General features: G+C 36.0%; 32 protein-coding genes and 1 pseudogene. 3 read left to right on the top strand and 30 right to left on the bottom strand.

All coding sequences use genetic code 11. From position 1 onward, the window contains the following. Window positions 1-17 precede the first annotated feature (17 nt). The 17 genes and pseudogenes from HFE01_RS13230 to HFE01_RS13145 form a co-directional block, all read right to left on the bottom strand. Window positions 18-473, bottom strand: a complete 456-nt coding sequence (locus tag HFE01_RS13230; RefSeq protein WP_107733240.1) for a DinB family protein — start codon at window positions 471-473, stop codon at window positions 18-20. A 350-nt stretch (window positions 474-823) separates the two neighbouring features. Beyond that, window positions 824-1699: pseudogene (locus HFE01_RS13225) on the bottom strand (class I SAM-dependent methyltransferase). A 48-nt stretch (window positions 1700-1747) separates the two neighbouring features. Beyond that, window positions 1748-2245, bottom strand: coding sequence for a hypothetical protein (locus HFE01_RS27315; RefSeq protein ID WP_017428251.1), 498 nt, complete (start codon window positions 2243-2245; stop codon window positions 1748-1750). Window positions 2246-2332: 87 nt separating this feature from the next. Further along, window positions 2333-2773, bottom strand: a complete 441-nt coding sequence (locus HFE01_RS13210) for a protein export chaperone secb (RefSeq protein WP_107733239.1) — start codon at window positions 2771-2773, stop codon at window positions 2333-2335. A 71-nt stretch (window positions 2774-2844) separates the two neighbouring features. Next, complete coding sequence (locus tag HFE01_RS13205; RefSeq protein ID WP_031461877.1) at window positions 2845-3468, bottom strand: hypothetical protein; 624 nt, start codon at window positions 3466-3468, stop codon at window positions 2845-2847. 18 nt (window positions 3469-3486) lie between these two features. Next, window positions 3487-4083 carry a hypothetical protein gene (locus HFE01_RS13200; RefSeq protein ID WP_243208191.1) on the bottom strand — a complete coding sequence of 199 codons (597 nt, stop codon included), beginning with the start codon at window positions 4081-4083 and terminating at the stop codon, window positions 3487-3489. A 136-nt stretch (window positions 4084-4219) separates the two neighbouring features. After that, window positions 4220-4744, bottom strand: a complete 525-nt coding sequence (locus tag HFE01_RS13195; RefSeq protein ID WP_017428255.1) for a hypothetical protein — start codon at window positions 4742-4744, stop codon at window positions 4220-4222. 230 nt (window positions 4745-4974) lie between these two features. Beyond that, window positions 4975-5325: a MerR family transcriptional regulator gene (locus tag HFE01_RS13190; protein ID WP_019688133.1), complete on the bottom strand. Its 351-nt coding sequence runs from the start codon at window positions 5323-5325 to the stop codon at window positions 4975-4977. A 683-nt stretch (window positions 5326-6008) separates the two neighbouring features. Further along, the gene (locus tag HFE01_RS13185; protein WP_107733237.1) at window positions 6009-6803 is read right to left on the bottom strand and encodes a phosphotransferase; all 795 of its coding nucleotides are present in this window, start codon (window positions 6801-6803) and stop codon (window positions 6009-6011) included. Between the two features lie 49 nt (window positions 6804-6852). Next, window positions 6853-7278 (bottom strand): hypothetical protein, encoded by a 426-nt coding sequence (locus tag HFE01_RS13180; RefSeq protein WP_243208190.1) that lies wholly within the window; start codon window positions 7276-7278, stop codon window positions 6853-6855. Between the two features lie 217 nt (window positions 7279-7495). Then, on the bottom strand, window positions 7496-7942 hold the full coding sequence (locus tag HFE01_RS13175) for an oxidoreductase (RefSeq protein ID WP_107733235.1): 447 nt from the start codon (window positions 7940-7942) through the stop codon (window positions 7496-7498). A 447-nt stretch (window positions 7943-8389) separates the two neighbouring features. Then, window positions 8390-8578 carry a hypothetical protein gene (locus HFE01_RS13170; RefSeq protein WP_107733233.1) on the bottom strand — a complete coding sequence of 63 codons (189 nt, stop codon included), beginning with the start codon at window positions 8576-8578 and terminating at the stop codon, window positions 8390-8392. 228 nt (window positions 8579-8806) lie between these two features. Beyond that, complete coding sequence (locus tag HFE01_RS13165; RefSeq protein ID WP_107733232.1) at window positions 8807-9331, bottom strand: hypothetical protein; 525 nt, start codon at window positions 9329-9331, stop codon at window positions 8807-8809. Between the two features lie 179 nt (window positions 9332-9510). Next, complete coding sequence (locus tag HFE01_RS13160; RefSeq protein ID WP_107733231.1) at window positions 9511-10041, bottom strand: hypothetical protein; 531 nt, start codon at window positions 10039-10041, stop codon at window positions 9511-9513. 191 nt (window positions 10042-10232) lie between these two features. Next, window positions 10233-10694, bottom strand: coding sequence for a hypothetical protein (locus tag HFE01_RS13155; RefSeq protein WP_146169068.1), 462 nt, complete (start codon window positions 10692-10694; stop codon window positions 10233-10235). Between the two features lie 830 nt (window positions 10695-11524). Then, window positions 11525-11938 (bottom strand): GNAT family N-acetyltransferase, encoded by a 414-nt coding sequence (locus tag HFE01_RS13150; RefSeq protein WP_076157288.1) that lies wholly within the window; start codon window positions 11936-11938, stop codon window positions 11525-11527. An 88-nt stretch (window positions 11939-12026) separates the two neighbouring features. After that, the gene (locus HFE01_RS13145; protein WP_107733230.1) at window positions 12027-12476 is read right to left on the bottom strand and encodes a GNAT family N-acetyltransferase; all 450 of its coding nucleotides are present in this window, start codon (window positions 12474-12476) and stop codon (window positions 12027-12029) included. A gap of 504 nt (window positions 12477-12980) precedes the next feature. Here HFE01_RS13145 and HFE01_RS13140 point away from each other — a divergent pair. Further along, entirely contained in the window at window positions 12981-13388 is a 408-nt protein-coding gene (locus tag HFE01_RS13140) for a hypothetical protein (RefSeq protein ID WP_107733229.1), read from the top strand. 94 nt (window positions 13389-13482) lie between these two features. Here the strand turns inward: HFE01_RS13140 and HFE01_RS13135 are convergent, their stop codons facing one another. Further along, on the bottom strand, window positions 13483-14052 hold the full coding sequence (locus HFE01_RS13135; protein ID WP_107733228.1) for a TetR/AcrR family transcriptional regulator: 570 nt from the start codon (window positions 14050-14052) through the stop codon (window positions 13483-13485). Window positions 14053-14293: 241 nt separating this feature from the next. On the opposite strand from HFE01_RS13135, the gene HFE01_RS13130 reads away from it, so the two are divergent. After that, a complete protein-coding gene (locus HFE01_RS13130) occupies window positions 14294-15043 on the top strand; it encodes an SDR family oxidoreductase (protein WP_107733227.1) in 750 nt (249 codons plus the stop codon). Between the two features lie 378 nt (window positions 15044-15421). Here the strand turns inward: HFE01_RS13130 and HFE01_RS13125 are convergent, their stop codons facing one another. From HFE01_RS13125 to HFE01_RS13090, 9 genes are all read right to left on the bottom strand, one after another. Continuing rightward, entirely contained in the window at window positions 15422-15772 is a 351-nt protein-coding gene (locus HFE01_RS13125) for a hypothetical protein (RefSeq protein ID WP_025365449.1), read from the bottom strand. Window positions 15773-16534: 762 nt separating this feature from the next. Further along, window positions 16535-18256, bottom strand: coding sequence for a helix-turn-helix domain-containing protein (locus tag HFE01_RS13120; RefSeq protein ID WP_107733225.1), 1722 nt, complete (start codon window positions 18254-18256; stop codon window positions 16535-16537). 108 nt (window positions 18257-18364) lie between these two features. Then, window positions 18365-19141: a (2Fe-2S)-binding protein gene (locus HFE01_RS13115; RefSeq protein ID WP_107733224.1), complete on the bottom strand. Its 777-nt coding sequence runs from the start codon at window positions 19139-19141 to the stop codon at window positions 18365-18367. Between the two features lies 1 nt (window position 19142). Beyond that, window positions 19143-20186, bottom strand: a complete 1044-nt coding sequence (locus tag HFE01_RS13110; protein ID WP_107733223.1) for an ABC transporter substrate-binding protein — start codon at window positions 20184-20186, stop codon at window positions 19143-19145. Between the two features lie 292 nt (window positions 20187-20478). Next, window positions 20479-20664 (bottom strand): hypothetical protein, encoded by a 186-nt coding sequence (locus HFE01_RS27070; RefSeq protein ID WP_207714773.1) that lies wholly within the window; start codon window positions 20662-20664, stop codon window positions 20479-20481. A gap of 234 nt (window positions 20665-20898) precedes the next feature. Further along, on the bottom strand, window positions 20899-21408 hold the full coding sequence (locus HFE01_RS13105) for a hypothetical protein (RefSeq protein WP_243208189.1): 510 nt from the start codon (window positions 21406-21408) through the stop codon (window positions 20899-20901). 216 nt (window positions 21409-21624) lie between these two features. Next, entirely contained in the window at window positions 21625-22053 is a 429-nt protein-coding gene (locus HFE01_RS13100) for a hypothetical protein (RefSeq protein ID WP_107733220.1), read from the bottom strand. Between the two features lie 640 nt (window positions 22054-22693). Then, window positions 22694-23026: a hypothetical protein gene (locus HFE01_RS13095; protein WP_107733219.1), complete on the bottom strand. Its 333-nt coding sequence runs from the start codon at window positions 23024-23026 to the stop codon at window positions 22694-22696. A gap of 330 nt (window positions 23027-23356) precedes the next feature. After that, window positions 23357-23560, bottom strand: coding sequence for a helix-turn-helix domain-containing protein (locus HFE01_RS13090; RefSeq protein WP_010345194.1), 204 nt, complete (start codon window positions 23558-23560; stop codon window positions 23357-23359). Window positions 23561-23731: 171 nt separating this feature from the next. Between HFE01_RS13090 and HFE01_RS13085 the strand changes: the two genes are divergently transcribed. After that, entirely contained in the window at window positions 23732-24019 is a 288-nt protein-coding gene (locus tag HFE01_RS13085) for a hypothetical protein (protein ID WP_107733218.1), read from the top strand. 136 nt (window positions 24020-24155) lie between these two features. Here HFE01_RS13085 and HFE01_RS13080 read toward each other — a convergent pair whose 3' ends face one another. The 3 genes from HFE01_RS13080 to HFE01_RS13070 form a co-directional block, all read right to left on the bottom strand. Beyond that, on the bottom strand, window positions 24156-24749 hold the full coding sequence (locus HFE01_RS13080) for a hypothetical protein (protein ID WP_107733217.1): 594 nt from the start codon (window positions 24747-24749) through the stop codon (window positions 24156-24158). 152 nt (window positions 24750-24901) lie between these two features. Beyond that, window positions 24902-25468 (bottom strand): hypothetical protein, encoded by a 567-nt coding sequence (locus HFE01_RS13075; protein ID WP_107733216.1) that lies wholly within the window; start codon window positions 25466-25468, stop codon window positions 24902-24904. Between the two features lie 219 nt (window positions 25469-25687). Then, window positions 25688-26083, bottom strand: coding sequence for a DUF2569 family protein (locus tag HFE01_RS13070; RefSeq protein WP_174822156.1), 396 nt, complete (start codon window positions 26081-26083; stop codon window positions 25688-25690). Window positions 26084-26183: the final 100 nt, after the last annotated feature.

Here is a 26183-nt window from a genome sequence, read left to right as displayed (position 1 = left end):
TTCACCTGCCTATATACTCACATAGCTCTTCTTTTAAGCTCATCAATCTGTCTTATATGATGTTGATCATGCCAGATAAAATCTCTTAAATAAGATATTACAGTAAACTTCCCGTCAACATATTCTTTAGTAAACTTATCATCTTCCATACTCTCTATGCTCTGCAATATCATGTTACGGTACTGAATAGTCATTTCAATTAATTCTTCCTTCGTTTTTGTTTTCCCATATTCAACAGCATCCTGATTAAATTGATTAAAATCAATATGTGTTAATGTCAAAGGCGTATTGTTTAATATCGGATGTATGGCTGCTTCATAAAAGTATTTATCCCACAGCAGTATATGACTTACGATATCGTGAACTGACCATTTATCTTCGGCAATCTTTATTTGCCAATCCATTTCACGAATCTCAGAAACAAAACATATCCATTCCTTGAACTCCTCTAGTAACTGCGACTTTTCATTCATGGTTTCACGCCCCTCTTTTCAAATTTGAGTTAGTTAAAATAACATATTTGTATTCATGAACCCCAAAAGTGGGGTTTGCTAAAAATCTTTTTTATGAATTCTATAATGATTATATCTTTCAGCATCTATTTCTATCTCGCCTACAAACTTAAAATCACTTTTTTTTGAATAACTCTATTGGATGGTCCATTCTCAAGTAATACAATTGCATTTAACTCTTTAATATCCTTATTTTCAAATAAATACTAAATATCTTTACATTCTATAGCCAGGCTATACGTGGAATTCTCTTTAGAGTGCATAGCGCTTCCCCTTTGATTATATTGGTATTATAATGATTTGCACTAATTTCATTTAACTGTACCAAAAGAAATCTTCATATTAGGCGCATATACTAACCAAGATTTATCACTGAACTCTTTAGAAAAAGTTGCTTCTGCTTCATATTGTTTTTGAGCTTCCATTTCGTTTAATCCTCTGGCCAATAAATTTTTGAGTACCTCTGAAATATCATTAGGTTCTTGTCACAAGCCTTCTTCTTTCAAAGAACTATAAAGCATGTTTTTACTTTCCGTGTCTATGTTCTGATCAAGAAAGTTCACCTTATCGCTAACCCTACACCCTACATTTCTTAAGCCTAGCTGGCTTAGCATGATCGGTATTTGGATGCCTATATTTCCGTCCTTAGCCGTACGCTTATGATCTCTCTCATATAACTCCTGTAGAATCCCTAACCGGATGACATCGCTTTGTTCAATTCCGTCTAGATAATAATTCGCCATATTACCAATCCAATGTGGTTCAAAACAGATAACCATTCCATTATCCTGAACACAATCAAGCATCTTTTGTAGAATACTCTTTGGATTTGGCATATGTAATAAAAAAGCATGACTGACTGCTATGTCATACTTCTTTTCTAATTCCACTTTTTCAATATCACACTCTATAAATTCAGCATTATAAGAGAGTTTCGAAAATATTTCATTGGCTTGCTTTATTAATTCCATGCCTTTGTCAATGCCAGTATATGTTGATCCATTTGGTAGCAATGGAAGAAGCTTTAGTCCCAAATATCCAAATCCGCATCCATAATCTACGATCTCTACAGGTTTATTTATCTTCCACACCTTTTGTATAAGAAATTCCAAATAATCATCGTTATAGTACAACCAGCGGGTACTTCTTAGGTAATCAATTTTATTGTCCCAGTAGTATTCAGACATAAAAATCCCCCTTGTTATTTAATTACGTCGCTTCTCCCATAACTTGCTCTAATGACTAAATTCCTTTCTAATCATGTCCTTCTTCTCATCTATTATTTCCTTTAACTTAATAGCCTCTTTTTCTGTTATTTCTCCATTTATTCTTTCAGCTTCTATTTCTTCTTTAATATCCTCTAATAAGGCTCTTGTCTGATATAACCTCAATCCAGTCCATTCAGAAATAAAAAAATCATCCTCTACCGTACCATCTAGATTGAAGATCAGCCTGTAATAACCTATATGATTTGTTCGATACTCGATTCTAATTTTCACTTCAACATACTCAAGATCTCTATTAATTGGGTCTAAATATTCCAAGCTCTTGATATGTAAGGAAACATCCTCTATTAAGATCTTTAAATAATCTTTATCATAATCCCAAAATAACTCATCAAATTGCTCAGGCTCCTCGAGCCTATAGTTATTTAAATTAAGCCAAAAAGCCTCTAATGCCCGACTTCTTATATTGTGTTTGTCTACCCAATCTCTTAGCTTTTTTACATCCATAAGATCCATCACTCCATAAAATATTTTGCTGTATTTCAGATAATGTTTCGTGGCCAAGGAAGCGAAAGCGACCACAGTGTGAATTACTTAATTCAATTTCCTTTTAGGCTCTACTCGAACTAGCACCTCTTCCATAGTCATCTCTGGGGTAATAATTATCGTTTTGTTTAGTTTTCGACTTAGGCTTTTTAGGAAGTTCATGAGTATATCTATTTTTTTCTCTGAGTCTATCTGTATTGGTGAAATATCAAATTCAATAACGCTTCCTTCATAAAAATACCCACAAATATCAATTTCACTATATTCAATAGTTATCCCAATACTTGCTTCTTTTTTAATTCTTAACAATTCAGCAATATCCCTAATTCTTGTAATTAGCCCATCTATAGTCACTCGATAATTAATTTCGTTACTTTCCAAATACTCAAAAATTATAGCCCATATTTGGATGTCTGTATCCAATATATAAATGTCCCTTAGACTTCCATCTTCAAAGAATACTTCATTCGCTACTTCATCGTAATTCATGCAAACCTCCTAACACTCCGCGTTTCACCTAACGTGCTTATATTTCACGAGTCCTCACTATCTATTTGCTTCTAATCTTCGTTCATTCTATCTGCTCGTATCCAACTCATTTCCTCAATGTTTAATAATTCTTTAAACTCTTCTACTAATTCATGCTCAGATTCTAATTGTGTATAGTAACTATTATTTAAAATATCCTCTAATTGTTTTATTTGTTCATTATCCAGTTCAAAAAATCTAAATGTTTCTAAATTGCAATTTGTAAACTGTTTTGCTATTTTCTCATTGTATTCATTAGATCTCAGAACTTCTTCAATTAATTCAATTCTGATTTTGTCCCCTCTAGGGTCGACATATAAAAATTCAATGTGATCTTCCTCTGGATATCTTTCTTCTGCAAGCTTAATAATTGAAGTATCTAATAAAACATATGATATATGAAGACTTGCTATCTCTTGTGAATTGTAAACTACACGGTATCCCCAACAGTGATCTTCAAAATTATAAAAATATAACACTGGGATTTTTTCTGAAATTTGAAATAGGCTTTCCGGAATTTCTTCACTTTCTTCTGTGTCTTTGGTTATAAAAACAAACCATTTGTCATTTAAATCCTCCGCGTATACAGGATCATGCTTAAGAATTGCCTCTTTATATTTCAATAGTGATAAGCTTCCTGAAGTCAATTCACTCATTGTTTAGCTCCTTTTTAGTCATATTTCACTAATACTCTCTTCAAATTTATATTTTGTTAATTTATTTAATTCGATCACTTGTTCTTGATTAAAATAGCCCACTAGGCAGCCTTGATCTAAAATTGAAATATACAATTTCATGGATTGTTCAGTCTGTGTTAACTCATTAAATTTCTTGAATATCTCCATATCCAACCAATCATCATCTACTTTCATTTCCCATCTTATAAGTTCATTCTTATACTCAAAAGAGACCCATGCAGTACTATTCTGAATATCTACGTAATCCGTTATCTTATTTAATTTAAGTTTTGTCATATTCCCTAATCGCATTATTACTCTTGCATAGTCTCCATGGTCCTCAATACATTCAGCATCCAAATACCAAATTTCATCAGATACATTTATAAATTCACCATTGACTTCAACTTCTCCACCTAAAGTAAGTAGTAGCAAGTTGTAGGGATCTTCTTCATATTCACTTCTTGTAGTTTCTTCTAAAAGTAATTCTTTTTTTAAACCTGATCTCATGAAGATGCCCAATTCAGAAAGTTGGTTTAGTTGATCTTCAAATATTATCTTCTTTTTCTTAAATAAACCAAACAACTTAAACACCTTCTTTTTATAGTTTGCATCCCTTTCCTATAACGCTACTGTATTCATGAAGCTTGCCAGGGGTTGTCAGACCTGATTGCAGACCGAAGCTCCGAAGGGGCACAGCTCGAATATATTATGTTATCTGATGTTGCTACTACTTAGAATTAGCATTCAAATTATTAATCTGTTGTGTATTTTCTATTCTTAGTTTTTCTATGTGTTCATTAATTATATTTTGTCCTTCAATTGAATTAAGAAATTCTCTCACCTCATTATCTATTGCCCTTCTCCTATTATACAAAATGGATTGTTCTTTTTCGGTTTTAAACCCAATTAGTGTAATTGCTATACCCAAGCTAATTAGTGTAAAGGCGTCGCTAAAAGTATTAACTTCTTTGACAGAAATATTGATCTTTATATTAGGTAAAACGATTATAGCAATCACCGCACATCCAAGAAATATAGAACGTAAACTGAATAAAAATTTACTTAGCATTAATCCTTTCTTTATCCATATGCATTCAACAATAAATTCCAGCAAGTCATATAAAATAAGAAAGAACGCTGCAATTGAGATATATAACAACCATTTTCCAGTAGCATTCATAAAAGGGGTTAGTCTTAATACTGATAAAATAATAAAACCAACTCCAGTTATCTTAGTAAAAGTTGTGGTCAAGATACTCTTCCTCCTATTATACCTTTTAGGCTTTAATAATCGCAGATAACATTCTTGTATCTACAAACTCTCACTGGCTAAGTGACGCCAGCCCTGGCCGTGATGCGGTTAGGCAGTGGGTTGGCTGCCTAAATCCGTTTCTACAAAATACCTCGGGCAGACCAAGGAGTGTCAGTTACGCAGCGTATATATGTTGTTATCTGATGTATGATCTTCTTCAAATACTCTCTCTAATATTGTGTTCTCTGTGTTGTTGATTCCTTTAACCATTCTTTTAATCCATCTGTACTTATATAAATATCAGTTCCAATTCTAATAAGGGGAAACATCTTACCAGAATATGAACCAGTAGTCTTTAATATAGTCTCTTCACTAAATATGATTGTTTTTACTTGGGGTTCAGTTATATTCAAGTATTCAGCTGTTTCTTTGATTGTCATTAGTGGTTTATATTCTTTTTGATTTGTTCCGTCTTTATGCAGCTCTTTGTCTCCAGTATGACTAATAAACAAGCCACTAATAACAATTGATAAACCTAATATGAAAGAACTAATTATTGTACTTAGATTTAGTCGCTTCATTGCCCTTCTCTCCTATAAATAAAAATTATCCATTTAGTCGTATTTCAGATAACGTTTCTGCATTAATGAGCCCCGTCAGGGGTCATCTGCTAAAATCCCTCTTTGAGATAAATCTCATTTGGCAGACTCAGGTCGAAGCGTGAATTATTGTTATCAGAAGTTCATTTCTTCCGAAATACTCCCTAGCTGTTGACTCTATATATTCTTTATTCTACTTTTTTTGTATTATTCAAGTCGATCTGTTGCATGCAACTCATTATTAAAACTACCAATAAAGAAATTATAACTTCCCATTTCAATATTAATAATGTTTCTGGATCAGGATGCAATATACTTTGAGAGGATAGCCCCCAATTCATGTAGTTTAGGGCATGCGATAGTAATGTTGAAATTGATATTAATATCCAGTTCTTTATAAAGTAATAATTGTTATGATCTTTATTGAACCATCCATTAATGACTACCAAACAAAAAGGAATAATTATGGTTGTTCCCATTGCAGAAAAGAAAGTAACAATCCATAATTCTTCAAAAACATTTATCAGCATCCAAATAGGAAACAAAGTTAGATGAAATATAACTATTGGCAATATGTTAATGGTAAAAAGGTTTCTTCGTATTATTGCAACTAGCTTTGTAATTTCTATATCCCTCTTTCTATTGTGTTTTGAGCTAAAGAATTTCTAATTTTTTATAATAGTTTGTAATTTATCTATAACTTCATTCCGATCTTCACCGTTTACTTCACATACTCGAGCTGCTAAAGTTGGTGCCATCCATTCCTCAAGGAAATTGGGATTCATTCCAGATAGCATTAAATACTCTCTTAGATACTCTCTATTAAAAAATTCACGATATTCTCTCTTAATTAGCCAACCGGGAGCATTAGACGGTAGTGCATGTGATTGAATCATCATTGAAGTTCTAGTAACATCTGCCGCTTGATTACCAACCAAAACATTCATCCAATCAATAATTATAGGTCCCTTGGATGAAAGGATGATGTTGCCGGGATGAAAATCATAATGACAAAGTGCATTACCTCCAGGCAATGTATTAAGCACATTTATAACTATTTGCTTCTCATATTCTTTAATCATTTCAGCAGTATTAATTTTGTTGGTTAATTCAGTTTTTAGATTTGAGTTCATTTTGATCTCAATGTTATGCAATTCAAAATGAAGTTGCGCCATTAGCTTAGCATAATGAGAAATACTTAATTTCGTTGGATCTATTTGTTTTAGCATTGTTGGCCCATCAATTTTCTCATAAATAAGACACGACGTGCCCTTATACTCCAACAGGCCAGAATAATTAGGTGCTCTAAGATTTAAGTTATTTATAATCTTAGCATTTTTTGCTTCCTTTTTTGCCTCGTGCATTGAGTGGCTCTGATTATGAAAAATCTTTATTACTTCGGTTTTCCCCCATTCATAGACACTTGCAGTATTACCAATACCAAGTAATTCACCTATCATAATTTGCCCCTTTCTTCGCACAACAGGACGTTGCGTTTGCTTTCTCCAATTAACATTCCAACGCTTTGCTTGCTTCTGTTAGTTCATTATTGGCCTCTAAATATTTTAATATTTTTTCAATATCATCGTGGTCCATTGTGTTCGCTATAATTAGATGTTTAATATTAAACCCTGGTATTTTCATTTCTTTTTTAAAGTAATTCACTAATTTTTGAGGGGTTGTCACCAAACTCCATCGTTCACTTCCATCCGAAAAAGTATGGGTCACCTCCACCAAATCAAACTCCTTTGGATCATCATCAAACTTCCATCTTTCTAAATAAGGCACTTCTATATCTCCTTCGATAAAATGAGCTTTTGATATCCAAACTGCTTTTCCATGGTTTCCAGTAATTCTATACTTGTCCCTATCTTCTTTTTTTACGATGTATTTATTGCCCCTTGTAAGTGCATGAGCATAAACGCCTATACTCATACAAGTTATGATTGTTCCCTCCATCAATTCACTTCCATACCATATTTAATTTAATGAGGTTTCGCATAACGTTCCTCTACTTTTTCAACAACTAGCGGATAAGGGGTTGTCTACTGAAATGCCTTCTCAAAATCCATCTCGCAGACCAAGGTATCATAGGAGATGCTGCTTGAATATGATGTTAAGTGATGTCTTTGCTTCTTCGAATCAATGTACATTATTGTGTATCTATTATTCCAAAAGTATCATGAATGACTCTTTCATAGTTTGCCCATTCAAAATAAAAGGGACCTATATTTATTGGTTTGTTCTCATGCTCCGATTTGAAATCCTTCCATATTACAATTTCTTCTTCCCTGTCAATTTTCACTGAGATATAACCACACTCTTCATCTCCACACCAAGGACATACAAGTATTGGATATCTATAGTACATATGCTCATGTGGTTTCTTTAGTAAAAAGTATTGAATCATTTCTTTTTGTTGATCTTCGCTTCCCCATCCTAAGGATGGAACCAGATCGTGTTTCTTGAGCATTTGGTAAAGTGATCTTCCATCAATAATTAAATCTGCAAACTTTGTATTTTTATTTCCATCTTGTTCTGGGTCAAATTCATCATATCGGCTGGAAAGTTTAGTTTGTAGAGTATTTATCGTTGTCATTGGTTCCTCTCCTTGTTAATTATATTACATAGATTTCACTTAGCCTTCTTATATTCACGAACCCGCACCACTGGAGTAGTCGGCGCGATGTGGCAAGTTAGGACAAGGTTGTTCGTCTGAGCCTCATCGCAGCGTGCATATTATGTTCTGTGCTTTCATTACCATCTACAATTAAACTAATAAACCTTCAATTGTTGCTCATACTTATAATTATTAATTGAAATTTGCTTTGGATACATTGTCGGTGCACAAAGGTTATTCAAAATTCCCTGTCCTTCATGGTAATTAATAAAAATACTAGACTTATCATAAAGTTGTCTGAATAGTACTCTGATTTTATCAATATCATTTGAAGTAATTTGAACTCCAATTCTAATCAAATCTAATTGATCATATGGATCTTTAAATGTATCTATCAGTATAAAATGGCTTGAATCCTTTTTTGAATTAAAGCACATCACCAGTATTAACTGAATCATTAAAATATCTCTCGTAAATTTGTTTTAATGGAAAATCAATTTTCAAAATACTTACTATTTCTCTAATTAAAAAATGTTCTTCAAAATAGTCGTTATCATCATCAGGATAATTAATCAGCTCTGTTATGGAAAGGGTAGCAAAAAAATGGTATTTCATTTCTGTCACTCCTTTTGGCAATAATTGTACATAGCGTTTTCATATTCATAAACATCACTAACTTAAAGGTAGAAAACTAGCGCGAGCACTTAATCGGTGCAGGAGTGTCCAACAGTCACTTCATCGCCTGATGCTCCCAAAACCAAGGATCGACTTGCCTTATCCTTAGCATAGAATATTTGTTAGACGAAGCATTGCAACTTCTTCGAACCTAATTTAATCATTGTTCTAATGTGCTCGCTCTTTTATCTCTTTAATTACTCTTCTATATTTTTCTACATCATATTGAAAATTCAAGCCATGCGTATTCATTATGCTCTTTAGACCATCAAATTTATGTATTAATTCTTCTAAAAAATCGATTATTTGTATCCAAGTGAAAGCAAATTTATTAGAAGTCTTAACGAATTGTTCCTGAAAAGGCGATTGCTCAGTTACCCAAAACAATCTATCATCCTCATGACTGACTTCAACATAGTATCCGCCACAACCAAATATACCGCAAGTACAAGTGAACATAGGATACTTTCCTGGACAAATTAATGATTTTAAAAATTCGTCTTCAACAAACACTTCATCTTCGTCCAATTTATTTCCGTTTATATATAAAGCTATCCTCCAATCAATAATATGGACCATTCGCCCAGAATGTCTTGTTATATTTTTGTATTCTTTTCTTATGTCAATTTCCATATCTACTAACAGTACATCAAGTCTATTTTCATCTGTTTTTTTTAAGAAAATCGTCTTCATCGCTCTCCCCGAACTTCATTGTATAATCACAATATTTCGCCTAACGTTTCTATATTTCGCTGTCTGCTCTGGCTTCTTCAAAATCTCTCTGGCAGACAAGAGCTCTGCATGACCTGAAGCATAAATATTGTGTTATATGATTTTTTTACCGTCTCTATAAAACACTTGCAATTCTTAATTCAGCCTCCATTATTGCAAAGTATACATCCATGGCAATTTAAATAGATATCATGTTTTTCGCATTTAGGGTATCCTCTTGGGATTGTAGGATTATCATCACACTCTTCAATTTCTGTCCATTCTATATAATTATTCATGTCAACATCTTCTTTATTAAATGCTTTAATCATTAAGCCAAATTGATTCAAACAATTAACAACCCAATCTTGTCGTGGTTTATAGCTTAATTTCTCCCACCCTAAGCCATCTGCTGCATTTGAAATAGTATCTAGTATAAAATCTTTCTCACTTTTAAAAGAGTCTATAGTCCAAGGCATTTCATCAATATCAAAACCAACTGTTCCTATTCCAACTGCAGGCTGATCCCTTTGTGCTAGCCAAATAATTAATTCTTTTTCTCGATTCGTTTTAGCTAGTACTGATCCGCTAATAGCTAGAACTTCAATAAAGACTGATGTTAATCCATTTGACATACCTATGGGTTCAACTAAATCATTTAATTCTTTTGGTAATGAAATGGTGTTCGCCATACTATCCTCCAACACTTTTCAACTTGCTTTATATGGTGATTTAACACCTCTGTATTCATGAACCCCAAAGGGGTTATCTGCGAAATTCCTCTTCGATATCCATCTCGCAGACCAAGGCTCCATTCGGGAGCCGCAACTTGAATATTATGTGATTCGATGTTTTTCCTTCGAAAACCTTATTGAACCGATATCTACAATTCTCTGTTTAAAATAAACTCAAAATCTTCATCAGATACTAAATGATTATCTTTTATAAATGTCTCTAACTCATTTAAATAATTATTACAGAGTTTGATATATCTATCTCCATATTGATCTTGAATCTTATTTGAATTGGTTTCTATATTAATGATTTCTTTACGTGCTCTTCTTAAAAACAAGATTGAACTTGTATAATTGTCACTTAGACATAAAGAAATTGAATTATTAATATAGCAAACCAAGCCATAGAATACAGAATTTCTTCTTAAGCCTGTCCATTGCTTGTGAATCTCTTCTGTATTTAGTTTTTTGGCTAACTCAAAGACATGAGAATTTAAAAACATCTGATATTCCTCCATCTTTAAGCAGTTTTGCATAACTTTTCTGTATTCATGAACCCTGTCAGGGGTTGTCTGCTGAAATTCCTCTTCGATATCCAGCTCGCAGACCAAGGTTCCATAGGAGCTAACGAAACATAACTTCTTCGATTCACTTACAAAATCAGCCCTTTATGATCCTCGCCTTGGAGCTGTTTAAAATTCTCAATCAACTATCTATAAGTAATTCTCTTAATCGTAGACAAAATTGCTTCGCATGAAAATGCCAACATTTATTTGTAATCATAATCCCTTAATGATAGTTCTTGAACAATTTTTCTACTGTCCTTTATTCTTAGAATTTGCTTCGGTTTATCATATATCCGACCAAGCTTTATACAATATTCAATTAATATGGATTTTATTAAAGGTCTATATAAGTTAATGTAATAACATTCTTTCCAGTCGAATGAAATTTCAATAAAAGAAGTTTTATACTTCCTTGAATAAGCTCTAAATAGTACCTCATAAGGTTTCTCGTCAACAATACAAATGAATTGATAATGTCTAACAATGATTAGGATTGCTTTTTTTCGAAATACTTTCATCATTCACCTCAACATTACTTTATCAGCAATTATGTCTAATAGCGTTCTTGTGTTGCTAAACTCGAGAAGCTTAAAGAAGCGTAGCGACTGGCTAGCTTCGGTTCTTAGCCTCGCAGGATTGTTCACCTGACTTTCACTTTCAGGAAAACGATGTTATGTGATACCTCTAGTTCTTATTTAATATATTCTTCAATCCTTGTTTAATACTATTTGATCTCGTCTATTCTGGATTACTCTATTAAAAAATTTCTGTAGTCTTTTAAAGTCAATGCCTTTTTTAGTTCTATATTGGAAGAAATACACCACATATATTAGCACTCTCTTCTTAAAATGCTTTTTACATTGATTTCCTCAACGTTAATTTTTGTTCAACTCCTTTGTCAGTATTATTTCCAGAGGCTCGTTCTCAAGCATTAAACATCCAGCATCTCTATATCCAAGCTTCCTATAAAAATGTTGAGCTCCTTCATTCGACTGTGTTGAGGTCATGACCATCTCAAATCCCTTTTGTTTCATTAATTCCTCCCAATACTGGACAACTTTTTTACCAATGCCTGTTCCTCTGTACTCCTCATCTATCCATATCATATTCATAAATGGTGTGTTGTCCCAAAAAAATCCGTATCTCATCCAACCTATTTCTTGATTGGATTCTCTAATTATTAGAATTTCATTTTCTTTTATTTTTGGTCTTATCAGTGTTTTATGTATGTGCTTGTCTCTTAACGAGATATACTCATAATCTGATTCAATTGCAAAATCAATCTTCATTGTAAATCCTCCCTTTCATGCTTTTCATTAAATATCTTCTTGGTAACACTTAGCACTGATGTCTCATAACGTTGTACATTACATAAGTTTATAAAGTCTTTTCAAAAATGTATAAGTCACCTTCTTCTCTAACTTTGGTAAACCCACACTTTGAATAAAAGTGATGATTCTTCACACTCCAGCTAGGAGTATCCAGCCACCATTCAGTGCTATCTGGAAATTCACTTTCAATTTTCTCCATCACCTTCGTTCCGATTCCTTGATTTTTAAAATTTGGATCAATAAAGATTCTTCCTAGATTATGCACTCGATTACACTCTACAAATATCATAGCTCCCCCGATTATTTCTCCATTAAAGAGTACCTTGAAATATTCGCAATTCTGCATCATTTCTTCTTGCCAACTTATGGAATCATATCCTATGGGCCCAACGGTTCCATTAATATTAAAATGCTTTGATTCATCCTCAAAACTGGCCTTTTGTATTTCAGCAAGTTTTTGAGCATCATTTTTTCTAGCTTTTTCTAATGTCAGCACCCAACATACCTCCATTATTTTCTATTTTTTATTTTTTCTTGCACAGGTTTCGTCTAACCTCCTCATATTCATGACCCCCAAAGGGGTTGTCTGCTGAAATCCTCCTCGAACTCCATCCCAGCAGGTCAAGGCTCTGTGAGAATTCTTAAGCTTGAATATTATGTTATCAGAAGTTACCGAACTTCTTCATTATGCATTCAAAATCAATCTGCAATTTTTTGACTCCAAACTGAAATCAGTGCTTAACGTAAAGGATAAGGATGAAAATGGAATAACTTCGTCAAATACTAACTTTTAAGTCGAGCTTTTTTATTTTAAAACTTTTACATATTGGAATTATCTCAAGAATATAATCGTATCGATTAGAACAATCAAAAGAGTGTAATTATGGCATATATGATTAGATATAGAAATTTTTCCTTTGAAACAGTAGCCTTTCGGTAGCAAAAAATTTAGTCCATGGTCGATTTTGTGGTAGGAAATAAGTCATAAGGAGATGTAGAAATGGCTGTGATGCTTGAAGTAACATTAATCGGAATTTCTTATGGGCACAACTTGGATGGAGGGTCATTAGAAATATCCGGTGATCTTTATGTGAAAACAATAAATCAAAACCAGACGGAAAAAGAATCTTTTGTTATGTTTTCTACAAATACACCTGTGACAATAGGCGTTGGAGAGATGTATAGAATTGGTACAGCGGTGAGAATTGCTATTTCTTATGATCAACCCACAATATTTGCTAGGTATATAAGACTTGGTGGTTTCTTAAGCATCGGAAGTCCTAAGTATATAGATATAGACTATGTTTATTCTGCAGCTACTCAATATTATAGGGTTATTTTTCCTAATCAAGATGTTAGTAAATCTGCTGTAGCTCAATATTCGATTAGATGGTTACATTATATTTGACACTATTGCTCTAATATTAGTATAAAATGGAAACATTCCTTTTTATTATCTTCATTATGGGTGTCAGTCTCAAACAAGCCTCTACATTAGAGGCTCATCTGGACGATATTCGTTCGTGTCCCTCGACACCACAGTTCAGCAAATTCCAAAATTGTTCAACCATGACCGCTGACGGATATGGCATTGAACGGGTAATCCACCATTCCAATACCCCCACTGCTGCTGAAATTAAAAATTGCACCGTAATGTCCCTGTTCATTTCCTGATCGAGGTTGATCGAATCCAGATGCTCGCTCAGACTTTGCCGAAACATTGTCTCCATTTGGTTCCGAAAAACCGTACTTCCCTTGTTCGTCAGCATTCTAAAGTAGAATGAAGCATGCTGCTCCAAATATTCAAACGTGCGCAGTAGTGCTGTTTTGGAAGGGAGATGAAAGAAGTTATCTTCAGACATACAATTGCGTAGTAACTCTTTAATTTGAGCTTCCATGCATTGATCGCGCAGATCGTACTTATCAGCGAAATGCAAATAAACCGTTCCGCGATTGACATTCGCTTCCTCCGCAATTTGATTGATCGTAATTCTCTCGAATTCCTTTTCAGACATCAGCCTCATAAAAGCATCAATAATGGCTTGCCTCGATTTTTGAATACGCCTGTCCATATCCTTCTCCCCTTTGTACCATCCGAAAAAATGAACATTTGGAAGTCCTATGTTGAAAAATCAACAACCACGCTTGTTTTAACCATTGAACCCCATATACCGCTCTGATACATTCACTTTATAAAATTTATGTTGATGATTCAACATATGTTCAATTTTAGAGGAGCTGTAATCATGAAATCTATTGTTTTACAATCTTTGGAATGATTTAAATCATATTGAATTAGGAGGGTTTTAAAAATTGAAACTTACAGGAAACACGATTTTTATTACAGGCGGTGGTTCAGGGATTGGACGTGCGTTAGCAATAGCTCTCCACAATCTTGGAAACAAAGTTATTATCTCCGGTCGACGTAAAGAGCGTCTGGAGGAGACGATCAAAGCGAATCATGGCATGTCCGCAGTAGAATTGAATGTACAAGATCCTGCCAGCATAAAGGCGGCCGCCAAGCAGTTAATCGAAGAATACCCGGATGTTAATGTCTTGATTAACAACGCCGGCATCATACAGTCTGATGACGCGGCGGGCGTGATTGATGAGGATGTTTTGATTTCGACTGTCACGACAAACTTGCTAGGTCCCATTCGGTTGACTTCTGCATTCATCGAGCATTTGAAGTCCAAAGAAGAAGCGGTTGTCATCAACACGACTTCAATACTTGGATTTGTACCATTAGCGACAACTGCTGTATATTCCGCGACGAAGGCAGCACTTCATACCTATACGCTGTCCCAAAGGTACTTGCTTAAAGACACATCGGTAAAAGTAATAGAAATTGTACCCCCATGGGTTCAAAGCAACAACGATGAACCACGGGCGATGCCGCTTGCTTCATTCATTGATGCAACAATAAAGATACTCGGCACGGATACAGACGAAATTTTGGTGGATGAAGCGAAAATGTTTCGAAATAACCCTGGCCCGAACGAAAATGTTTTTGTGACCCAGCTTAACGATATGATGAATTCTGAACCTCCAAAGATCCATTGATCCATCTGTAATTTAATTTTCAAAAATTTAAGTGAACATGAAGTAAACACTCATCTCCGTCTACTTCATGTTCATTTTACTGCAACTTGTACGTGGAATAAGAAAAAGCGCCAAGCGGTCACACCCATGTTTATTTCTTAAATAATTTTGTTGATTTCACATAACGTTGGGTATTCCCGAAGTTCAAACAGCTTAAGGCACGTAATGCCGGGTGGCTCTGCCACTTAGCTGGTTGAGTTTGTCCGGTGAATTTGCTTTTCCGAAATGCCTCTTCTGGATCAAGGGTCGGGCTTGTCTCGGCCCGATGCTTGAATGTAATGTTATACAAAGGTACCATGAATTCATTGAATCTACTTAGAAATCCTGTTTAATTCAACATCACCATTCTCTCCATTCTTCTGTAATATCTTGATCTTCCTCAATTTCTAATCCAGCTAGTCTTGCTGCCTTATCTATAAATTCAGCCAGTTCTTCACGTTCCATCGTTTCAATAAAATAGTCGTTCTTTTCATTCAATTCATTAATCGTAATTACAATTTCTTCTACAGCCTTCATAATACCTTCAGGATGTTTAGTTTCTTGTAATAATATTAATTGGTTTAGATAGTTATTCAGGACTTTATCAGACATTAATAATCTCTCTTCCGTAAAAAGGTCATCTCCGTATTCAACCATTCTTTTGTTCCACAATTGAGTTGGTTTTTCATTAAATAGGTCCTGTAATGTCATTGGGCATATCCCTCATTTTCTTGTTTTTGTTTTAATAGATTTTTAAAATTGTTGCATAGTATTTCGCATATGAGTTTGCTTACTAACTTGCTTTTCACTTCACTTATCTAATTTTTTCTTTGATTCCTCTTTTTTCATCTGTTAGTACACCCTTAATGAAAGACCAAGTACGGTCAACATCTGGTCAGTACAATTGGCTTGGAGGGTTTATTCCCTTCTAAGTCTCAGATAATAAAAACCCACCTTCGGCTCTTAACCTTTAGGTGATTTTTTACCTTCTCTTGTTGTTATTGAGGCATGTTAAAAATGCAAGAATAGATGTCCAAAATAGTAACATTAGAGTCATCGCATCTTTTACTTCCATGGTCTCACTTTTCGAAGGAAAACCATGCCCACCCAAGAGTCAATTGTATCTATATTTTACCTGTATTCACATTAGCAAACAAGTGTTCTCATTTATTTTCTTGTATTTTTCTTTTATTCTATTTGTTATCCATCATTTCTAGCATATAACGTTTCTGTGTTCACGATGTTCCTCTGATTTATGCGAACGAAATGAGCGGCCGCCGTGCGTATGTGTCCGCCTGCCCCCACTCCCTGGCAATCCTCTTTGCCGGAGCCCCTGATGCGTGGATATGATGTTATCTGATGGATTGGCCATAAAAAACAGTTCAACTTTCCCTCTATGACAAAAGGCAAAGATGAACTGTCTTTAGTTCCTGTTAAAATCTCTATGAGCACAAGTAGCAACTTCTTCCCCCATCAAGCCAACAAAGCCTGAGCGATCTGATCCACAATGCCATTGATGCCTGTGGGTCCATAACAGCCGATCCATGTCGCGGCATCGACCGAGTGTATGTGCTGGCGCTCAACGGTATCAAGCATTCCCCAGACACGTTGTTCTGTCGCAGATATTCCCTCCTGCATGAGTTCATGGCTAAGCAAGAAGTAATGGCTGGCATGTACAGCCGGTAGTCTGTCAACTGTGATGTGATAGGCCGTGTCGGAGGTATCTGCCACAAATAACGGAACAGGCAGACCTAGATCATGGTACAGCACAGCCCCTGTACGATGAGAGGCAGAATGCACGCGAACCAGAGAATCCAGCGGACGGATCAGTGCCACGCTCTTGCCTGCCAGAACGGGAGCAAGTTCTTCGGACAGCAATGTGGTTCGTCGGTGATAATCCGCTATAATACGCTTTGCCTCTTCTCGTTTGCCTGTCAGTTCACCGAACAGAGTCAGAATAATCTGCCAGTTTTCATTGCGCTTAAACATGAGAACTGGAGCGATCCGGCTTAACTGTTCATAGTGCGGCTCATGTACCTCGGTGCAAATAATTAGATCCGGAGACAGTCGTTCCACTGCAAGCAGGTCGGGGTACTCATATGTTCCGAGTAATTCAGTATTCTGAAGTCCTGCCCTGATCGTTTGAGGGAAATGTAACACTGCATTGCCTAGTCCTACACTACCTGCTGGAGAGAGCCCCAGCGCAAGCAAATGATCGGCATATTGCACATCGAGTACAGCGATACGCTTCGGAGGTCCGATAACATGGTATTCCCCTCGCATATGGCATATCACCGAGCCTTGGGCCGACTCATATGAAGAAGCTGTGCGGTTCCGCTGCAAGGAATGAGCATAGTCTATATCTGTTTTCGAAGCGGCATCAAGCCTATAACGCAGCGGAGGGACGCCATAATATTTCTTAAACGCCCTACTGAAATAATACATGTCGCGATAGCCCATTCTGTCAGCAATTTCACCGACGGGAGTATCCGTGTAACGCAGCATCCGCGATGCACTCTCCATGCGCAACTGAATGACATACTCAGTCAGTCCGAGCTGCTTTTCTTGTTTAAATCGTCGCTGCAGCTGTCTTAAGCTGCATCCAGCAAGGGTTGCCAGCTCTTTAAGCTCCAGATTCCGGCGATAATGCGACGCTATATATGAAGCGACAACATCCACCATGTCAGACGCTTCTCCTCCATGACCACGTTCGTAATCCATGATTAGTTCGTAGATCATACCCTGAAGCAACGCATTGGCATGAAAACGTTCCATCCCTTCGCCACGACGCCATTTGGCAACGATTTTTTCTGCATTCTCAATCCATACTGCTTGGGTTACCGATTTTTGCACAAATGAAGTGCGCAACGGGTGTTTGCGATATGAAGGCAAAACAAGAGAGGCTCCCTCCATGGAAGAAGCCTTGTACATGATCACGATATAATAAATGTCGTCTGATCTGGCCGTCAGCGTTAAGGATGTCTCCTTAACAACATGACCAGCAAAAGAAGCTCCAATGTGGCAAACCTCACCATTCATTGCAAGCTCCCCTTCCCCTCCGTATGCCAGCAACAACACATTCGAAGTTAATTCCGTTTCGCGAAGAACACTGCCTGTCTGCAAAGTACCGCTATACTCGTCAAGCATCTTGATCGTTGTATCACTCCATAGACTTGTCTGTTCTTGTAGCGGCATTTCTCTCATCTCCTGACAATAGCATCCTTTGCTAGAGTGACTCGCATGACTGGGCTTAACCAATTAACTACAACCAGACCTGTTAGCAAAGTAAAATTGTTGCTGTTGTCATTTTAATTGAGATTTATTCTCATTGTCAATTTTCGGACATTTTCTGCAATATTCCCCTGATATCTGGTAATAAAAACAACAGGTGGTACGCTTGCTTTTCACGGCTGGAATGCTGTCCTTATTTTTTGTGAACCGGGTGAACGGATTTCTTTTTACACCGAACAAATGCCCGGGCGCACCTTGCGTCAGATATGAAAAATCTGCCTGGATGTGCTGACTTTCTTGCTCAGTATTGTCTACTTCAGGAGTATATAATGGGACAATGCGTATCATGATATTCTCCCAAAGGATACTCATCGAAAGAGGAGCAATCGCAGCAAGCGTCTTTAACAGCGGTGCAAGGTGTAACGCAAACATCTCCTTTACCACCTTTTCCCGCCACACTTCCCTGTCTCCAGTTAGTGCTTCTGCCCGAAGCCCGTTCATAGCCAGAAAAGGAAAACGCGTCTCCCCCTCATTAGCTGTGAGCATCGGATGATAGAGAAAGCTGTTGTCTAGCCGAAAAGAAACATGCTGATGATGAACGCTCATCGCGGTCAGTAACGGAGCAATCCACAGGTAGCCGATTCGCTTAGCTAACATCGAAGCAGCTACCCTCATGTCAGGCGCACCAATATACTCTTGAAGCCAGCTTAAATACTCTCGGCATGCAGCTTCTTCATGTAGTTGACTCAAAGCAATAATACGGACATTATCTTCAGACGGCTCACCAAGCCGAATCGAGTGTTCATCCACCGTTTGCTGCCATAAGTCAGTCGATAGATAATGGTCCATTTTAATTTGATCCCAACAGTGCTTCGGATGCCTGATCTACAATAATATTAATTGCAAGTGGGCCATAATAAGCGATCCAAAGTGTAGAATTAACATCATATGCACGGTTATTTTTGACTGCATCAAGGGATTTCCATACTGAACTGCTATCCAAAGCCTCCGCCTCTGCCGCAAACAACTCATCAGACAGAACAAAATAATGATCTGCTCCAATCTCAGGAACTTTCTCCATCGAGATTTCAACGGAGGTATCATCTTTGATCTTCTGGACTAATGCAGGCATTTTTAAGCCCAAATCCTCATACAGAATTCCGCCCGTTCGATGCTCAAGACCATGAATACGAATGCCTTCTTTTCTCGGACGAATAAGTGCTACCGTTTCCTCTCCCAATTTCTCCGACAGCTTCTCCTTCAGTCCTGCAATTTTGTCCTCATAAGCCTTGCGCACAGTTTCTGCCTCTGCCTGCTTACCTGTGATCGCAGCCACCGTAGCTAACGTATCTCGCCAATCCTCGTAGAAGTCAAGTACGATTGTGGGTGCTATTTTGCTTACACGCTCATACTCTTTCTCTTGAAAATCAGTCATTAAAATAAGATCCGGGTCCAATGCTACAATCGCTTCCAGGTTGGGCTTGTCCCGTGTACCTAAAACCTGTACGTCACCCGGCTTATCGCCTAAATATTCTGGAAATGTTGTATTGCCTTCAGCGATAACACTGCCTGCCGGTTGCTCGCCAATGGCTAGCAATTGATCCAGAAATTTGACATCAAGCACAGCAATTTTCTTTGGTTTCTCGTTAAGCGTATACTCACCCTTCTTATGCGAGATCGTAACCGGGAAAGCTCCGGCAGTCTGAGACGCTTCATTTGAAGGCGTTTCCGTTGGAGTTGTAGCAGACGACTCATTGCCGTCATTTGTACCTGCTCCGGCACCGCAAGCCGTCAGTACAAGAACAAGGGCCAGCATCCAGCCCATTAAAAATCGTGATTTATGGTTAGCATGTGCCATGCTTCCGGCAGCTTGCCTCTTTGTTCCTTTATTCATGGTGAATCCTCCTTATGTATGATAATGATTTTCATTATCGAAATATAAGGCGAGTATAATATATCTCCACATCGCGTTACCATGTACTTTTGCGACATTTCAGCCGGACTAATGCGACATGTAAACCGCTTACCCAACTTTAATTTTTCTGCAAATATACAATTGCAATTTGTAAATGTCCGAGTATGGAATATAAACTCCCGTAATCGAAAGCTTCTATATATATATCTTCATTTACAATTCTATCAGCTCTTTTACTAATTACTGCATAATCATCGTCTATTGTATCAAGCTAACAAAACCAAGAATCTCCCATTTTTTCTTTCCATTGATTCCTACCTCTTGCGTCAATGTACATTCCATATCCATTTGTTCCATTGAAACTACAACAGAGGTTTGTATGATAAATTTGTGGGTACTCTTCATTAAATTCTGAACGTGGAAACTCATAAAATGTTCCTTTGGATTCATAAGCCATATTCGGTGAAACATCTATCTTTAATACCCTTTCATCCGCAGATATTTCTAAAACATTTTGCTTTCTCCTTTTATCAAGTATTTCCTATAACGTTCTTGTATTTATGAACCCGTTAGGGGGTGTCTGCTGAAATTCCTCTCCGACACCCTTCTCACAGACCCAGGCTCCAAAGGAGCCGCTGCTTGAATATTATGTTATGTGATGCCACATCTTCTTCGAACTTTCTACCTACAATTATTTATGGATTTGAACTTTGATTTTAGATATTTGTTTATCTATTAAATTATAGATTTTTTCGATTTCATCTTCTTTGATCTTATTTTTTACCAATTCATTTTTAATTTCTTGTTGAAGTTCAATTAACGCTTTAAGTTTCAATGTTATATACCAGCCTGTCCATTCCGTAACTAGGCTATCGTCAAAGCATTCGCCATCGGTATAAAAGAACATTCTATAATAACCTATTCTCTTTTTTTTGTAGTAAATGTCTAACGTAGATATAACCTGCTGGGAATAGTGACTGTCTACAATCTGATAATCGGAATGAAAAATAGTTTTATACTCAATTGTATCTATTGAAGGCTTAATATTTTCTAGATTCAATTCATCAAAAAACAAACTAATTTCTTCTGGACATTCTTTCATGTAGTTATTGAATGTTACCCAAAAACCTTCTAAGGTTCTATCCATAATTTTATGTGTATCAATCCAGCTCTCTAGCGCTAAATTATCCAATTGAATCATCCATCTTTTAAAATCTTATGTGATTTCACATAACGTTCCTGTATTCATGAACCCGAGAACCTTAAGCCCCAACGGGGCGGCCGCGACGCGGTTAGGTTCGCAGGTTTTGTCCGCCTAGATCCACTCCATTGAAAATTCCTCGGGAGGATCAAGGAGCCGTCAGGTTCCGCAGCGTGAATAAGATGTTATGTGATGTCGACAACTTCCTCAAATTAGCTAAATGCCTAGTACTGAAATATAATTTTGGGATTTCAATCGCTCTTTAATCCATGTTTGAAATTCGTTAATTAATTTCCTCAGTTTTTCAATGTTATTTTCATAGTCTTTTATAAATTCATCTTCACTACATCCAAAGAAAAAGCCAATATGCTCTTTAAGTGTATTCATTTCGGGTTGTCCTTCAAGAAGATTTATTACTCTTTCTAATCTCCCTAGGATTCTCCACCAAATTTCCTTTTGAATCTCATTAAAAGCATAGTGATCATAAGTAGTATATTCACTTTCAATTGATTTCTCTATAAAACCAAATACTTCTTCGGTCAAAAAGATTGAAGTATCATTCCAACATTGACCAAGATATCTACCCGGCAAAATTTCAATATAACAAGTGCCTTCAAGTTCTTCTTTATTTCTTATTATCTTCATTGTGCTTACCTCTTAAATAATATCGTCGATTTCACATAACGTTCCTGTATTCACGACCCAGCACATGCTGGGTGTCCGGCGAATGCCGGACCTAGGACGAAAGTCCGCAGCGTGAATATTATGTTAGGCGATGGTATTCGTTCTTGAATTATTGTTTAGTTTCTAAAGCCATTAAGTTAATATCATTCAACCGAATATAAGGCTTATCATTTTTATTAAAGTATAATGTTGCTATAAAAATACAATAAACGCCTTTATTCCAGAGTATCTTTTTCAATTTGGAACTATTAGAGATGCTCTCGCTTAATAAAACAGAAAATTCATATCCTTTTCCATCCCATGCGCCACAGTTTAAAAATTGTTTATTCGATGAGATTGAATTAACTTCGCCCCAAAATATTCTTTTTTCTCCTTTGAGTGAATGATCTGCACTTTTAAAATCTATAATTAAATCAAAAGGATCTTTGTAGTTTTACCTTCAAAAATTATTGGGATATCAATATCATCTAAAAGATTATGAATCGCATACTTTAATAGTTTTTTCAATGTAATTTTACAGGACTTATGTTAAGCGTTGCTTCTGTCTTCCTGAGTTGACTTCATTTTGATCCTTTACTGACATAAATCTAATTTCTTGGTTCTAATTCTTGGCATACCAATTTAAAATCTCTTTATGCGTTCTTTCAATCTTTCTGTTAAATCGTTCTTTGTGCTCTTCTTTAATATCGTTGGGATCATATCCATACCATATCTCACAATTGATCAAAAGATCCCGAATCCCATCCATCGACTCCTGAAAAAGCAACATTAATATTTCCGTAGTTAAACGATCATGTTCGTCATCAGGAGCACCACCTTCAACTAAATTCACAGGATCAAATCTGTTAACGATTTCTCTTAGTTCTAAAAATGTCTTTGAATCTTTTGAGATCTTTATTTCACGATTCTCTTTAGAATTATTTCCGAAATCCATATATTCCCTCCGTGATAAATCTTTAAGTCCACTTTAACGTTTAACAGGCTTAAAACCTGTAAAGTGTTTGCTTTGTAGATTACACCTCTTGTTCGAATCCGCTTCGTCGATCTTGGTAATTCCTCGACTTTGAATCGTTCTTAAATGCGCTCTTCTAGAAGTTGCGCTTAACGTTCCTGTATTCATGAACCCGTAGGGTTGTCTGCTGAAATGCCTCCCTGAAACCCATCCAGCAGACCAAGGCTCCATCTGGAGCCGCTGCTTGAATATTATGTTATACGATGGAATCACTTCTTCGATTAACCAGCATCCATTCTTGATTCTAATCTTTCATTGTTCTGCTATATGTTCCAATAAATCTCCTGGCTGACAACCTAAAGCCGCACATAATTTATCAATCACTTCTAACGACACATATTCGTTCGTATTGAGTTTCGCCATTGTAGCAGACGAAATACCTGTCATTTTCAATAAATCCTGCTTCTTAATCTCCCTGTCGATCAATAATTTTTGAAAAGGTTTATAACTAATCATCTGATATTCCTTTCACACATCAAGTGAATTTTTCTTTAATTATATGAAAGTATATTTTCTTTATCAAAAACATCTTCAACATGTATTGACTTAATTATTTAATATGATAAAATTATATTTAATAAGTTGAAGTTTTATTCATAAAATCAAATACATTGGATGGTGTTCAAAATGCATAATTCTTTAGAACTCTTACTTGATTCACTGATTCATACTCGAATTGAATCTTTATATGGCGAGCTTATCAAAAACAACTCCAGCTACAACCAAATCTCATCCGAACGGAATCTTTACTTCAAGCAGTTACATGAAGGAGTACCGGAGAATATACAGAAGACCCTATTCCTTTACGATGATGCTGAGCTTTCTGTTCAAGCTATTTTAGAACGTGAAATTTATTTGCAAGGTTTTAAGGACGCTCTTCACCTGCATAACGAATTACATATATCTTTAGATTGAGAGCCTTCTGGCTCTTTTTCATTTTGATTCTGTCGTATAACGTTCCTGTATTTACGACCCAGCGTATGCTGGGTGTACGGCTTCTGCCGGACCAAGGGCGTATGCCCGTAGCGTGAATATATTGTTATCGGATGTTCTATTTTTCCAGCGAAAACCCTCTCAGAATTTCATTGTCTAATTTTTCTTCTAAGAGTTTATTAAGAGGTTTGTCTCTAGGTTCTATACATATTTCATCTATAATTATTTTAATAATATCTTTAAATTGTTCTTGTATAGTTGTAAATGGTATATACTTACTAGTGGTTTCATTGATCTGTATTTCTTCCCCATCTCTTGTGATTAAGATCGCCTCAAATTTATACTTATTCCAAATATTAATATATACTCCAAACCGATATTCAAGTGGTTCCTTCATCCAATCCTCTTTGAGCTTAATTATATCTAGTCGCTTATCATGAGGATTTTTCTTAACCTCAACAACTAAAAAATTAAATTTATTTGTTCTTCTTTTATGAAAAATAATATCGGGTCTTTTATTTTCATAATTTCGTTTTGTTACATCAACTTCTTTATTCAACCAAAAAATATACTTACTAAGTTCGTTACACAAATGATACGTTAAGTTCCATTCTGTCATGCCTGTTTGACTTGTATAATCAAAGAAGTCATGCTCATTCTCAAAAAAGTTTTGGATAGACGAATAGATTATATTTTTCACTAGGTTTTCCATGAATTTCACTCCTTTATGGAATTTCCGATAACGTTCCTGTATTCATGGCGTCCGACGAAGTCGGATGTGTCTGCTGAAATACCTTCCCGAAATGCATCCAGCAGACCAAGGCTCTGTGAGGAGCCGCTGCTTGAATATTATGTTAAGTGAAGTTACGGGTTTGATCTCTTGGCTTCAACTTTGTGTTTCAAATTTCTTGAAAATTCTTGTGCAGAATTTTGGACATTTCCTGTGTACTCTATCTCAGTTGCCAATTCAAAAATATAATCCTCTAAAATTTCTTTTAATTCATCTCCACTGCAAGTAACTTCTTCTCCTAGAAAGTATGTAATGACAGCTTCTTGCTGAGTGTCAAAAGTTAATTGCCATATCTCTTTACATTTCTCTTCTGCTCTATCCATCAATATACGTAAAGCATTTTCAGCATGATTCACTGAGTCAATTGCTTCATCTAATTCATCATCATTGATATGCCCTTCTTGTGTTATCTCCATCCAACTAGCTGGATAAAAACACTCAAGACTTTCATCTAAGTTTGAATTCAAATCCGAAAGCCTGCCCCAATATTCGCAAAAATCAATATACTCGGCGGTGACCATTTCAATTGCCTCTATCCAATCTTCCTTCTTATTAAAATCAAAAGGATAACTTCGATGCTTCATTCCAAGTATATGATTCAGTTGCTTTATTTTTTCTTGTTGGTCTTTTGAAATAAACATGATTATTTACCTCCATAAATAAGAGTTTAGTAATTTCACTTAACGTTCTTGTATTCACGAACCCTCACTGGCTTAAGGAGCGAACGCGCCGGGTCCGACGGACTTAGCCAGTGCAGGGTTGTCCGGCTGCTTCCACTCCCCCAAAATGTCTCTGCCGGACCGAGGGCCGAATGGCCCGATGCGTGAATATTTTGTTATCTGGTGCCAATGCCTTCTTGATTAACTTTCAAATGTTGCTTTGACTCGTTTTGAGTTTTTAAAATACAAAATCCATATTGATCCAAAAATAATTGTAGAGATTAAACTTGGGAGTTCATCTATTTTGTTAATTGTGAGAATGAAGTTTAAAAATCCAAATATTATAGTGATTATTTCAATTTGAATTATTATATTTGGTCCTTTCCTTTTCTTCTTCAATATAAGCACTAGAGAAACAATAATTAAGACTTCAGAAAATAAATAGATTCCGACAGAAATAGTTCTAGCAAGATTCCAACCAATTGTTCCAACTAACATATAAATATAAAATTCGAAATAAAGACCTATTAAATTACTTATAAGTAGATAAAAAGAATAGATCACAAAGAAAAGCAGCCAGCCTTTAATTCCACTCATACTATTCTGAGATAATTGCATTATTGGCTCCTTAATCTTTGTCTTTTATTTGCATTGAGCATTGGTTTCAGATAACGTCTTATTTACGAACTTCCGAAAG

Source organism: Paenibacillus sp. EKM10P, assembly GCF_011800655.1.
In the GTDB taxonomy this organism is placed as follows: Bacteria; Bacillota; Bacilli; order Paenibacillales; family Paenibacillaceae; genus Paenibacillus; species Paenibacillus polymyxa.
This window is presented reverse-complemented; position numbering and strand designations above follow the sequence as displayed.